We start from the raw sequence: 14,293 nt of genomic DNA on the forward strand, positions 1-14,293 counted from the left end.
TTGGCAAACTAATTTACAGAGGAAGGAAAGGCCGATTTATACAAGCTTCACATATATTTGGTAATACGTTATTTATATAAGCGGTATACTTCTTTACTCAATTCGCCATTCATTTCTGATTTCCTTTAAATTTAAAATATTTTTTTGGTTTATTTCCAATTGATAAGTCATCTTTCTGTTATGTACGACTATATCTGGCATCAAATCCCAGAATGCAAGTTAAATATAAGTCTACACCAAGAAAGACACCTAGCAAAGCTAAAGTTTAGGCAGAGATGTAAAAAAATGCTTTATTGGTCTGACTGCTTAAGCCGGCATATGTTCTCCTAAACTCTAAATATCGGAATTTGACATAGAAATACAGATAAATCCTGATGATGACCTCAGACACTACTCTAGTTACTAATGAAAAAGATGTCAAAGAAAAATACCGAATATCAATAAATAGTTCATTTTCACAGCCGATTTTTAGTCGATATTTTATTGCTTTGCGTCTTTTCTTTTTTATCCTCTACAGGCTCGTAAGCTTTAAAATACGAACCGACTTCGAGATCAATCACCCCTTTTACATTGGGATCAAGCTGACCAACGATTGAAGGATAATGAACAAGTTTTTCTGACAGTGTTCTAGTGGTGGCACTGACCTCGAATCCATCATTCATAAACATAGTTATATGGTATTTATCCGTTTTGGTTGGCTCAGAATAGATTTCAGAAATAGAATTAAGAACGGCTTCCGGCAAATCTTTTAATTGTTCTAAAAGCAGATTTAATGCTTCCCCTTCTTGATAGCCAAGCAACACAGGAGCATAAACAGGAATCTCTCCTTTTTGGAGTTTGTCCAGAATTTTCCCATTCTCCATAATTGGATAAAACCGATCCGCTTTTACTAAATAAGCCGTACGATTATGTTCTTTTACATCAATAACAATTGAGTTCGGCAATTTAACCTTCACTTTTACACTTTTTATTTCCGGCAATGTCTTTACATTAGCAATCGTTTCTTTTTTGTCCACATTCCATACGCTTGCATCCATACTCAACTTGCTTGCTTTACTGATTTGAGCAGATGAAAGATATCGATTTCCTTCGACCTCAACAGAACGAATATGACTTAAAGGCGAAAGGAAATATAGGATACAAGCAATTAGAATAAAAAACACTAAAAGTAACATTGTTAAACGTCGATTAGCCTTTCTTTTCCTTACTTCTTTTAGTTTTGGGATGCGGTCCTCTATTGAGACTATCTTTCCGTTCTCCAATTTGTACACCTCTTCCCGAATAAATGAAGCGTACGGGCCTGATGGTACTGAAGCAGCAACAGTCCAACCGCAGGCCTGTTCACCTGTTTAACTCATTACAGCCACTAATCAACTTCTGACTCCAGCTGTATACCTTACGGCTGAATGAAAGTCATAACATCCTCTGCGCTTTCAAATCCGCTGACATACCCAACAGTTCCTTAATCAGATACAAGTAATTTTACTATTTTTTACCAAACCATTATATAGTTTAGGACGAGTTCAGTTCTGTTAAAAGGAAAATGATCAGGATGATTCATGGCATGTTGTTGACAATTCAAAAACATGATTTCTAAGATGAATTTGCAACTGGTTGAGTAAAGAGAAAGTATTGCACTGTCTGGTTTTACCCTCTTATACTATAGTCTAAACAGCCCTTTATTGCCAACATTTCCATCGCAAAAATCACGAAAGAATTTAAGCATCTGGACGAAATAATTCCTTTCATTTAGTGTACGGTCAATGTAAGCGTTCTTGTTTATTCATCTTGCAGAACCCTATACCAATCTGTCGTCTGCCTTTTGGCTTCATGCCTATTATCGGTTTACAATCAGCTTATTACACTTTTAAAAAAAGGCTGCAAAAAATGGGGGTGGAATGGTTTCTTTTCAAAGTTTTGCTTATTCACACGAGTAGATTCAAGTGAAAATATGTTTCTTTCTGATAAATCTATTTTTAAACACCCCGAATTTTACATCCAGATTTAAGTTTAGAAACAGTTGATTGTAGTGGAAGGAGCGAAGAGCACGAAAGGGAAATCAACTGCCCCCATAAAACAAAAAATGAGGGAGACTCAAAAAATGAGTCTCCCTTTTTTTAATATCTAGAATATCTACTGATATTTAACAAGACACCGATGGCAATTAACATAAGTGTTAGGGATGACCCTCCATAACTTAAAAATGGAAGGGTGATTCCTGTGACCGGCATCAATCCAATGACTACGCCAATATTAATCATGACTTGAATGGCGACCATCGCAATAATTCCAACTGCAATCAAACTTCCATATAAATCTGGTGCACCGAGTGCAATCCTGATTCCCCGCCATAATAACAATGCAAATAATAGAATGACCAATGTTCCGCCAATAAAACCAAGTTCCTCAGACAATATTGCAAATATAAAATCGGTCTGTGGTTCTGGAAGATAGAAAAACTTTTGACGACTTTGGCCTAACCCAAGACCGAACAGTCCGCCTGGTCCTATTGCGTAAAGTGACTGGATGATTTGAAAGCCGCTTCCAAGCGGATCTTCCCAAGGATCAAGGAATGAAGTAATCCGTTTCATTCGATAGGGAGCGGATAGTATCAGTCCGACAAACCCTGCCACACCAATTAGGCCTAATAGAACGAAATGACTGACCCTAGCACCCGAAATAAATATCATGACAATACATGTCCCAATCATAACCGTGCCTGTACCAAGGTCGGGCTGGAGCATAATTAACCCAAAAGCTAAAAAGACCATTCCAAGCGAAGGCAGCAGACCTTTTTTAAATGATGTGATGAGTTTTTGCCGTTCTGCCAGAAACTTTGCCAGAAAAGCAATCATAGCAAGCTTCATAAATTCTGAAGGTTGAATGCTAAAGGCTCCAACACCAATCCAGCTTCGCGAACCATTTCTAGCCATACCTATTCCTGGTACTAAAACAATAACCAAGAGTACAAAACAGACGATAATAATCACCTTAGACCATGTTCTCCAGGTCCAATAATCAACGTTCATAATAAAAAACATTGCGATGACTCCAACAAACGCGAACAGCATCTGCCTTTTAACAAAATAAAAGGAATCACCCTCAAATTTATAGGTGGCCCAAATGGCGCTGGCGCTGTATACCATAATTAAACCGATGGCCAAAAGACTTAAAGTAACGATAATTAATACTAAATCGGGATTGGATTTTTTTAATGGCACAACGAAACACCTCATGGAAGATATTAGAGTGTCCGTTATGGGATCACAAAAGCATATCCAAAGAAAAAAGCGATAAAACTTTTTTATCGCTTTTTTTCTTTGCTGCAGCTTTTATTACGTCCATTTTGAAGGACAGCCCTTATTTCAGTTTATGCACTGCTTCCACAAACATGTCTCCACGTACCTCAAAACTTTTATATTGGTCCCAGCTGGCACATGCTGGAGAAAGCAGGATACAATCACCTTCAGCCGAGATGCCAAATGCTTCTGGCACGGCCTTTTCAACATTATCGACACGTTTAATGATTGTTATTCCTGCTTCTCTCGCAACACGTTCAATTTTTTCGGCTGTTTCACCAAACGTGATCACAGCTTTAACATGTCCTAGATAGGGCTTCAGTTCATCAAACTCATTACCACGGTCCAAGCCCCCCGCAAGCAAGATGACTGGTTCTGAGAAGGCAGAGAGCGCTTTGCTGGCTGCCAAAATATTAGTAGCTTTAGAATCATTATAAAATCTTCGTTCATTTATTGCAGTCACATATTGCAGCCGGTGCTGAACGCCATGAAACGTCGCCAAAACCGCTTGTATCGCTTCATTGGAAGTTCCTTTCAATTTCGCGGCTGCAACAGCTGCTAAGATGTTTTCCTGATTATGCTGTCCAGGCAGAACAATCGCTGAAAGGTCTACAATTTTCTCCCCGCGGAAATATATTGCTTCTGCTTCTATGTAAGCTCCATTTTCATGTTTAGTAATAGTTGAAAAAGGTACTAGTTCAGCAAGCGTCTCGGCAGCCATCTGTCTTGTTTCTTCTTGATCTGCATTGTAAATAAAATAATCTGATTTCGTCTGATTAGCCGTAATTGCGGCTTTTGCATCAATATATTCCTGTTTTGAGCTATGGTAGTCCAAATGAGCATCATAAATATTTGTGACGATCGCTATTTCTGGTTTAAATTTGTCGATCCCCATTAACTGGAACGAAGATAATTCTATGACTATGTTGTCATCTTCTTCAGCTTTCTCAGCAACACCTGATGCTACAGTCCCTATATTTCCTGCAATCAGCGGGCGCTTGCCGCCTGCTTCTAACATGTCAAAAATTAAGGTTGTCGTCGTAGTCTTCCCGTTTGTACCCGTAATCCCTACAAACGGAGCTTTACTGACCTGATAAGCTAATTCAACTTCGGTAATAACAGGAATCCCTTTCTCGATTGCTCCTTTTATCAAAGGATTTCTATATGGGATACCTGGATTTTTAACTATTAATTCAAAGCCTTCATCCAAAAGCTCAATTGGATGGCTGCCACAGACTACTTTAATCCCTTGCTCAAGCAGCCCCTGTGCCTCTGGATTTTCTGAAAGAGGCTTCATATCATTTACCGTCACAAACGCACCTAGCTTATGCAACAAGGATGCAGCGGTAACCCCACTTTTAGCTAAACCTAATACAAGAATTTTTTTTCGTAAATAGTTTGTTGTCTCTTTCATTTATACCCACACCTCTAAGTAAATTCCTAATATGGCAAATAGTAAACCAACCGTCCAAAATGTTGTAACAACTCTCCATTCTGACCATCCAGTTAATTCATAATGATGGTGCAGCGGGCTCATTTTAAATATCCGTTTTCCCCTTGTTTTGAATGAAGCTACCTGCAGAATAACAGAAAGTGTCTCGATTACAAACACACCGCCGATAATAATCAGAACCAACTCTGTCTTAGTGAGCAGTGCAATGGTTGCAATAGCACCACCAAGAGCTAAAGATCCTGTATCACCCATAAATACTTTTGCTGGATGTGCATTAAATACTAAGAAACCAAGAACAGAACCAACTACAGCAACAGAAAAAATGGCTACGTCATATTGAGAAAGGTTCCAAGCCAGAACCGCGAACGCACCAAACGCTATAGCAGATGTACCTGAAACTAGTCCATCAAGTCCGTCTGTTAAGTTAACTGCATTTGAGAATCCAACCAGCCAAAAAATAACAATAATCATATAAAACCATCCGGTATCGAAGGCGATATCTGTTCCTGGAATAGATATCTCTGAATTAAATGTATCGCTGGTCCGATAAATAAAATAAAAAATAACGGAAATAACAATTTGACCAATCAGTTTTTGCATTGACGTTAATCCTAAATTTCGTTTCATTACTACTTTAATAAAGTCATCTAAAAATCCGAGTAATCCAAAGCCAAGCATGACAAATAATAATAAATAGACCTCAACAGAAGGCTCAGAAAACTTATACGTCATAATCAAGGTCGCCAATGTAACCGACAAAAGAATAACAAGGCCGCCCATTGTTGGCGTTCCTGATTTTTTTTGATGTGATTTTGGTCCTTCAACACGTATACTCTGACCAAATTTAAGTCTTCTTAAAAATGGGATAAAGATCGGAGAAAGTAAAACTGTAATTAAGAATCCTGTCAATATTGTGTAAAAAATAACCTGTTCTAGCATGACCTTGTTCCCTCATTCCTGGCACACAAATGCTTTTGTTTGTTACCATTTTTTTCATTTCATCATATGTTATAGTTTTATATTTAGAAGGCTTTTTTCAGTGCGATTGCATTTATGCCTTTTCTGCACGATACTTCTCAATCAATTCCTTAGCTACTGCACGATCATCAAAGTCATGGACTTCACTGCCGACGATTTGATACGTTTCATGGCCCTTACCAGCAATCACGACTACATCCCCAGCCACAGCCTTAGAAACTGCATACTCAATTGCTTTTTTTCTGTCTGGGATTACTTGATACACTTTATCTGTAACCCCTTCTTCCATATCCGCTAAAATCCGAATAGGATCTTCACTTCGTGGATTGTCTGAGGTAAATATTGCATCTGTTGCATATTCACACGCTATTTGTGCCATAAGAGGCCGTTTTGTTTTATCTCGGTCGCCTCCGCAGCCTGCAATCACAAAAATTTTCTTTTGGGCAAACTCTCCTACCGTTTTCAAAACGTTTTCCAGACTGTCTGGAGTATGCGCATAATCTACAATTACCAGATAATCCTGATTGCCTTGAACAAGTTCGAATCGACCAGCAACTCCTTCTACCGCTTCGATTGAAGCAATAATTTGATCAAGATCGATTCCTGCACACAAAGCAGCTCCCATTGAGGCTAAGACATTATAAACACTAAATTTCCCAACCAGCTGAAGTTTCATTAACTTAGTTGTATTCTGGTAAACAAGTGTCATTTCTGTTCCCTTCGATGTGATGACGATATCCTTCGCTGTTAAATCAGCCGCATGATCAATTCCATATGTAAATACATTTGCAGCAGTGACTTTAATAAAGTCCTCAGTTGCTTCGTCATCCGCATTTAAAACAGCAAATTTGGGACGACCGGCTAAATAAGCATTCCCAAGCTGAGAGAATAACAGCGATTTTGCAAATTTATAACGTTCCATCGTTTTATGGAAGTCAAGATGATCTTGAGTTAGATTCGTAAATACAGCAATATCATAGTCACATCCATGGACGCGGCCAAGTTCCAAGGCATGTGAAGATACCTCCATAATCGCTGTCTCAACATCTGCCTTAACCATTTTATTAAAATGCTGCTGCAGTGTAATACTATCTGGAGTCGTATTTTTTGTTTCTAGAATTTCATCAGCAATTTTGGTATACATCGTACCTATTAATCCAGTTTTCTGCTTTTGATCATTAAAAATCTTTTCAAGGATATGGCTTGTCGTTGTCTTGCCGTTTGTGCCAGTTATCCCGATTAAACGTAACCCTTGCGTTGGATGATTATAAAAAGCATCAGCAAGAACCGCCATCGCACGTTGTGTGTCTCGAACAACAATCACTGGAACCGGAAGATCTAAATTCCTTTCTGCAAGAACTGCCTGTGCACCTTGTTTTACAGCAGCTTGAGCAAAATCATGACCATCTACTGTATATCCTTTCACACAAACAAATAAACTTCCCTGACTGACTTTACGATTATCATGTTCAATCGAGGTAATTTCGGGGTTTCCCCCTTCAAACAATGATTGAGTTTTTAAATGTGCTAATAACGTTTGAAGCTTCATCATTTTTTCCTTCCCTCTTAAACCTATTTTGAGTCATTCATTATAAAGGACCATATTCTATCTGTCGAGAAAAGAGACTAATACCAAAAAAAGCCAAGCTCGGTCCAGCTCCGTAAAGAAAGCGGCTGATTTCTCCAGCCGCTTTAACTCAAATCCTATTTTATACTTATTCTTGGCTTTCGCCAAGATATAATCTTATTGTTGAGCCTTCTTTCACCTTAACTCCTGCTTCTGGTGATTGTTTTACCACTTTTTCACCCTTGCCTGCCACATCAATATTCAGTTCCACCTGTTGGGTTTGAAGATCTTTAATCGTCATCCCTACAACATCCGGCACTTCAATCATGACTGGGTCGAGCCAATTCTTTTCTTTTTCAATTTGATCCTTCCGGGGCTTTACTCCCATTGCCCGTAAAGCATCCTCCATGATATTGCCAACGATAGGTGCAGCAACTACTCCACCAAATTGCACAGTGTCTTTTGGATTATCTACAGCAATATAGACTACAAGTTCTGGATCATCGGCAGGAGCGAATCCAATAAATGAGACGATATGATTATTTTCTAAATAACGTCCATTTTCCGCCTTTTGCGCAGTCCCCGTTTTACCGCCGACACGATAAGATTCTACAAACGCTCCCTTCCCGCTTCCTTTAGCAACAACGGATTCAAGGGCATTTCTAACTTGCTTGGATGTTTCCTCTGAAATAACTCTTCGTTTCGCTTCTGGGGTCTTTTTCATAATCGTTTCACCCGATTGCGAATCAACGAGTTCACTTGCAATATATGGCGTATAAAGAATTCCCCCATTCACCGCTGCTGATACAGCTGCAACCTGTTGAATAGGCGTAACCGACACACCTTGCCCAAATGAAGTAGTAGCTTGTTCAACAGGACCTACTTTATCCATATTAAACATTATTCCCGTTCCTTCACCTTGCAGATCTATTCCTGTTTTCTTACCAAAACCAAAATCACTAATATATTGAAAGAGTTTATCTTTACCAAGCCGTGTACCAAGTTCAACGAAGCCTGGATTGCATGAATTTTCAACGACCTCTAAGAAGGTCTGCGAGCCATGCCCCCCGCTTTTCCAACAATGAAGTGTGGCACCAGCAACCTTCACATGACCGGAATCATAGAAATGATCATGAAGAAGATTAACTTTCTTTTCTTCAAGAGCTGCGGCTAGTGTAATAATTTTAAATGTTGAACCAGGTTCATAACCGCTCCAAACCGGCAAATTCCGATTATATACTTCCGGAGGAACATCTTGGAATTTAGCAGGATCAAAGGTTGGCCTGCTGGACATAGCCAAAACTTCACCATTTTTCGGATTCATTGCAATGGCAATAACACCATCCGGATTATACTGCGCCTCTGCATTATCTAATTCCCGTTCTACGATTGTTTGAATTTTACTATCTATCGTTAATTTTAATTGATCCCCATCTACAGGCGCTTTATAATCATCCGCAATGTTTTCCATCCTGCTGCCCTTGGCATCCGAATAAAATTTCACATATCCTCGCTGTCCTCTCAATTCTTTATCATACGATAACTCAATCCCCATTAGACCTTGATTATCTGAACCGGCAAATCCAAGGACGTGTGATAAGTATTCACCAAACGGATAATGTCGTTTGGAATCTTCCGCAATATAAACCCCCTTTAACCCGAGAGCTTTTATTTCTTTTGCTTTTTCATGTGAAATTTTTCGGCCTTCAGGAAGACGGACACTCATTTCCTTCTTTGTAATCCATTTGTATGCCTTTTCTTTTGACATATCTAGAATAGCTGCCAGCTTTTCGGCTGTTTCTCCCGCATTAACCACTTGTCTTGGAATGATGTATACAGTAGGGGCAGATATATTAGTTGCAAGTTTAACCCCGTTCCTATCCAAGATTTCCCCTCGCTTTGGCTCAAATGGTATATCACGGCTCCATGAATCTTTTGCCAATCCAGTCAACTTATTTCCCAGGTAAAATTGAACGACCCCCAGCCGGATATCAATAATTAAGAAAATTACTAATCCCGCAACCAGTACAAATGCAAGCCGTTTCCTTACCGTAACATTAGAAACACGCAAAACCGAGCACCTCCCTTTATGCTTGTACATATATATGTTTCCATTGAAAAAAAAAGTACAAATTAAAGTAAGGCCGTTATCGGTACTGATAAAACAAAAAGGCTGTCGATTTCTCGACAGCCTAAACATTTAGAACGTTAATCTGAAACTTCATCGTCAGCCTTTTCATCTGACTGTTTCTTTGACTGCTTTGTCAATTGAGAAGGATGCTTCAATTCGACAATGCAATAATCACCTTTTTTAATCATTTTTCCTACTTTAATATTTTGTTTACTCACATACCCGCTGCCAGCTGTGTTAAGCTGCAATTCTGCTAGATTGGCAAACTTCATCACATCTCTCAATGACCACCCTGTCATATCAGGTGCTACCAAGTTTCCATCCGTTCGGAGAATTACTTTTTCACCTTCAAGTAAAGTGGTGCCTGCCTTTGGAGATTGTTCAACAATTGTCGTACCTTTGCCTATTAGTACCGGCTCGTTTCCAGCCTTTTTTAAACTAGCAGCAACAGTTGATACATGTTGACCTTTATAATCTTCAAGTTTACCCGCGTCCTGACTTTTGATGTTTGTAGGCTTAATGTTTAAATATTGCAGACTATTTTTCATCACAGGGTTGAAGATTGCTGATAAGGCATCTGCCCCAGCTTTCCCTGCTTTAAGCTGTGGTTGTTTAATCGCTACATACATGACTAGTTCCGGATCATCTTTCGGAGCCATTCCAATAAAAGAATAAATATAATCCGATGCTCCTCGAACAATTTTACCGCCTTCACTATATTGCGCGGTGCCTGTTTTTCCGGCCACTTCGTATCCATCAATTTTGTATTTTTTTCCTGTTCCATGTTTACCAGTAATAACGGTTCCTAAATACTCACGAACCTTTTTCGCTGTTTCAGCAGATATTGGTTGACCGGAAGCTGTCGGTTTTGTTGTTTTTGTATTTTTGCCTGTATTACCATCCGTGATTTCTTTGATGACATACGGTCTCATCATTTTACCGTCATTAGCAATCGCAGAAGCGGCTTGTATCTGCTGAATCGGTGTAATGGCTGTTGCCTGCCCCATTGCTGTCGAAGCTTTATCACGTTTGTATTTATACTGGATAATTCCTGCTGTTTCAAAAGGCAGATCAATTCCAGTAGGTTTTTCAAAACCAAATTTAGTTAGGTATTCTCTAAACTTGTCAGCACCTAATTTATCCATAGCAATCGTAGCAATCCCTACATTAGATGAGCGTTGAATACCATCTAAGAAGGTAATTCTCTTCCCAGCCGGAATACCGCTATGATCTTTAATTGCTGTAGTGCCTGGAACCTTATATGAACCAGTAACAAAGGTATCATTTGGATTAAAGGCCCCCTCTTCGACAGCCGCTGCTAAGGTAAATGCTTTCATCGTGGATCCCGGTTCAAATGACTCCTCTATCGCGAGGTTATGCCAAGTATCCGTTAGCCCTTCCTTTGTTTTAGGATGAAAAGTCGGCCGCTGACCCATAGCTAGTATTTCACCTGTTTTGGGATTAGAAACAATCGCAATAATTTCAGAGGGATTATATTCCTCTTGAACTTTACTCATTGAATCTTCAAGGAAAGTCTGGATTTTCTTATCTAGTGTTAAAGCAACCTTGCTGCCATTTTTCGGTGCTGTTACACTTTCCTTACTGTTTGGTAACAACAATCCCCAACGGTCACTTTCAAATTTCACTTCACCATTCGTTTCTTTCATCTCTTCATTTAGATATTTTTCAATACCCAGTTTACCCACGGTTTCGTTAGTATCAGGATCTTTTTCTACATAACCGATTAAATGCGAAGAAAATACACCATTCGGGTAAAAGCGCTTGCTATCTCGATTGAACGTAATTCCTGGCAGCTTCAATTTTTCGATTTTCAACTTAACCGAATTGGAAAGATCACGACCTGCTGTTCCAAATTCAACTTGATAGGGAGTCCCGCTTGCCGTTTTCTTTGTTAAAATTTTATAAATTTCTTCTTCCGTTAAATCAATATACTTGGAAAGCTCTGCAGCCGTTTTTTCCGGGTCTTCAACATGGGACGCATCTTTATCAAGAATCGCAATGAGTGAGTAAGATGCAGTATCTTCTGCAATTACCTCACCATTACGGTCTACAATACTGCCTCGTTGTGCTTCAATAGTCCGTTTTTTTTCATACTTCTTCTCCATTTTGGCAGCCAATACCTCGCCGCCTGCTTGACCAGTTATTTCAATGTATAAAAAACGGGAGACTAAAGCAAAAAAGAGCAGCACGAATAGTAAAAACAATCCCACTGCCCCGTATTTCATATTTTTTTGCTTTTGCATTATTCCTGAACACCCTTTACATTTTTTTCATTTAGTGTAAAGCCCATTTCTTCGGCCTTTTGCCAAATTCGCTCGTATGTACTAAGCTCGTCCACTGTTATTTTCAAATCATTATTAATTTTCGTTTGTTCTTCAATAGAGGCTTGAGCAAGTTGAATTTCTTTATTTGTGTGGTAGATAGCCGCTTGATTTGAGACAACTTTTACACTCATAAAGGCAATAGCAGCAGCAAGAATACAAAGCAGCATTACTTCACCGAAAGAGATTTTAGCTTTACGGATTACAACTGTTTGAACGGACTGTTGCTGTATCTCCTGCTGCTGTTCCTGCATTTTTTTTGCACTCGAACTCATGGTTATTCCCCCTAGATTACGATAATTTTATTTGTTTTTTTCGGCAATTCTAAGCTTGGCCGATCTAGAACGATTATTGTTTTCCAGTTCTTCCTCCGATGGAAGAATTGGTTTTCTCACCACTAATTTTAAAAGCGGTTTGAATTCTTCAGGAATGATTGGTAATCCGGGAGGTAATTCTGGAAGATCACTATGTTGTTTAAACACACTTTTACAAATACGATCCTCTAAAGAATGAAACGTAATAACTGAAATTCTTCCACCAGGCTTTAAAAGTGAAATAGCCTGCTTAAGTGAATCCTCGAATACACCTAATTCATCGTTGACGGCAATACGGATTGCTTGGAAAATTCGCTTAGCTGGATGTCCGCCCTTTCGTCTCGCAGGAGCTGGAATACCATCTTTAATTAATTCTACAAGTTCAAAAGTCGTTTCAATCGGTTTAATCTCTCTAGCTGCTTCAATTTTACGGGCAATTTGTTTAGAAAATTTCTCTTCACCATATCGGGTGAATATGCGCCAAAGATCCTGAAATGACCAGTCGTTAACTACATCGTAAGCTGAAATTTGTGCATCCTGATTCATGCGCATATCAAGAGGCGCATCATAGTTATAACTGAACCCACGCTCAGGGGTATCTAATTGCGGAGAAGAAACACCGAGATCATACAAAATCCCATCAACTTGTTCAATCCCACGGCTGTGAAGTTCTTCTTCGATGTTTTTGAAATTATTCTGAATGAACGTCACTTGGCTGCTATAACGGCTTAATTTTTCTTTCGCATGCTTTATAGCTGTTTCATCCTGATCAAAAGCATATAGCCGCCCGTCTTCATTAAGCTGTGACAATAAATACTCACTATGCCCAGCGCCTCCAAGCGTGCAGTCTACATATATCCCATCCGGCTTGATATCCAATCCGTCAACAGTTTCTTTAAGTAATACAGTTGTATGCTGAAACATGTAATACATCCTTCCAATCGATTAATGATGTTGATTCTGCCGCCAATCTAAATATCGAAACCAATCATGTTTTCGGCGATTTCAGCGAACGAATCTTCTGAGGTTGAAAAATAGTCTTCCCAAAGGGACTTGCTCCAAATCTCAATTCGATTGGAAACTCCAAGAATGACACATTCTTTTTCTAGTTGTCCATATGAAGTGAGCGGTGAAGGGATATTAATTCTGCCTTGTTTATCCACTTCACATTCTGTCGCTCCCGAAAAGAAAAACCGGGTAAAAGAACGGGCATCTTTTTTAGTTAAGGGTAATGCTTTCAGTTTTTCTTCAAGCATTTTCCATTCATCAAGCGGATAACCAAATAAACATCGATCAAGACCACGTGTCAAGACGAATTCTTCGCCGAGACTTTCCCTAAATTTCACGGGAACGATAAGACGGCCTTTGCTATCAATGTTATGATGGTACTCGCCCATGAACATACCTATTACCCCCACTTTCTAAAATCAATGTACCACATTCCCCCACTTTTCTCCACTTGTTTTAATTATTCGGTATAAAGAAAGTAATTCCTTCTTTGTCTATATTTTATTATTTATTCATTTATCACTAGTTCTGTATGAGAATTCGCCTGATTATTTATTCTCAAACCTAACTTCCTTAGCCAATTCTGATCATTTACTCACAGACACAGGAATCAAAAAGAATTTGTAACAAAAGAGGGTTCAAAATCACTTCATTCCCAATCTTTTTGGAATTTGAACAGATTCCATGAAAGTTTTCTCTTATCAAGTCCGCTCATAGCCTCTAATCGTGGAACTACTTTCTTCGGATATACATCAGAAATGAAGATGTTCGCGATACATGTAACATTCGTTCGCCAGAATCTACATCCAAATTAAAACTAGAACGGAAATCACTTCCCACTTTAGGATCCATTGTACTGAAAGTAATCAGATGTGAAGCTGTTCTAGATAGCACATGTAACATTCGTTCGCCAGATTTTACGTCAAGAATACATTTAGAAAGACCGTTTGCGGGAAAGCGGGACAGGCGAGACCCCGCAGAAGCTTTAGCGACAAGGAGGCTCACCGCCCGCCCGCGGAAAGCAAAGCGCCTGGAACGTAATCAACTGCCTCATTTTTAAAAAGGAGGTTTCCCTATTTACCAAGGCTGCTCATGGCCGCTTATAACCCAACTATTTTGTGTTTGTTCAAACCATAGCTCCCCCTCTGAACCCATTGAACTGAAATTATCAGATATGAAGCTGTTCGAGATACACGTAACA

The 14,293-nt window shown here is 39.2% G+C and carries 10 protein-coding genes; all 10 read right to left on the reverse strand.

Going from position 1 to position 14,293, the window contains the following annotated elements:
* Positions 1-455 precede the first annotated feature (455 nt).
* The 10 genes from WYK_RS08215 to mraZ all read right to left on the reverse strand — a co-directional run bounded on the left by WYK_RS08215 (position 456) and on the right by mraZ (position 13,487).
* Positions 456-1,262 carry a cell division protein FtsQ/DivIB gene (locus tag WYK_RS08215; RefSeq protein ID WP_040374042.1) on the reverse strand — a complete coding sequence of 269 codons (807 nt, stop codon included), beginning with the start codon at positions 1,260-1,262 and terminating at the stop codon, positions 456-458.
* An 855-nt stretch (positions 1,263-2,117) separates the two neighbouring features.
* Entirely contained in the window at positions 2,118-3,221 is a 1,104-nt protein-coding gene (gene spoVE / locus WYK_RS08220) for a stage V sporulation protein E (RefSeq protein WP_081704821.1), read from the reverse strand.
* 139 nt (positions 3,222-3,360) lie between these two features.
* Entirely contained in the window at positions 3,361-4,713 is a 1,353-nt protein-coding gene (gene murD, locus WYK_RS08225; protein ID WP_040374044.1) for a UDP-N-acetylmuramoyl-L-alanine--D-glutamate ligase, read from the reverse strand.
* Positions 4,714-5,691 (reverse strand): phospho-N-acetylmuramoyl-pentapeptide-transferase, encoded by a 978-nt coding sequence (gene mraY / locus WYK_RS08230; RefSeq protein ID WP_040374045.1) that lies wholly within the window; start codon positions 5,689-5,691, stop codon positions 4,714-4,716.
* A 112-nt stretch (positions 5,692-5,803) separates the two neighbouring features.
* On the reverse strand, positions 5,804-7,279 hold the full coding sequence (locus WYK_RS08235; protein ID WP_040374052.1) for a UDP-N-acetylmuramoyl-L-alanyl-D-glutamate--2,6-diaminopimelate ligase: 1,476 nt from the start codon (positions 7,277-7,279) through the stop codon (positions 5,804-5,806).
* Between the two features lie 166 nt (positions 7,280-7,445).
* A complete protein-coding gene (locus WYK_RS08240; RefSeq protein WP_040374046.1) occupies positions 7,446-9,368 on the reverse strand; it encodes a stage V sporulation protein D in 1,923 nt (640 codons plus the stop codon).
* 137 nt (positions 9,369-9,505) lie between these two features.
* The gene (locus WYK_RS08245) at positions 9,506-11,692 is read right to left on the reverse strand and encodes a penicillin-binding protein (protein ID WP_051387384.1); all 2,187 of its coding nucleotides are present in this window, start codon (positions 11,690-11,692) and stop codon (positions 9,506-9,508) included.
* On the reverse strand, positions 11,692-12,045 hold the full coding sequence (gene ftsL / locus WYK_RS08250; protein WP_040374048.1) for a cell division protein FtsL: 354 nt from the start codon (positions 12,043-12,045) through the stop codon (positions 11,692-11,694). Before ftsL ends, WYK_RS08245 begins: the two co-directional genes overlap by 1 nt.
* A gap of 27 nt (positions 12,046-12,072) precedes the next feature.
* Complete coding sequence (gene rsmH / locus WYK_RS08255; RefSeq protein WP_040374049.1) at positions 12,073-13,008, reverse strand: 16S rRNA (cytosine(1402)-N(4))-methyltransferase RsmH; 936 nt, start codon at positions 13,006-13,008, stop codon at positions 12,073-12,075.
* Positions 13,009-13,055: 47 nt separating this feature from the next.
* Positions 13,056-13,487, reverse strand: coding sequence for a division/cell wall cluster transcriptional repressor MraZ (gene mraZ / locus WYK_RS08260; RefSeq protein WP_040374050.1), 432 nt, complete (start codon positions 13,485-13,487; stop codon positions 13,056-13,058).
* Positions 13,488-14,293: the final 806 nt, after the last annotated feature.

The sequence above is a fragment of the Peribacillus psychrosaccharolyticus ATCC 23296 genome, assembly GCF_000305495.1.
In the GTDB taxonomy this organism is placed as follows: Bacteria; Bacillota; Bacilli; order Bacillales; family DSM-1321; genus Peribacillus; species Peribacillus psychrosaccharolyticus.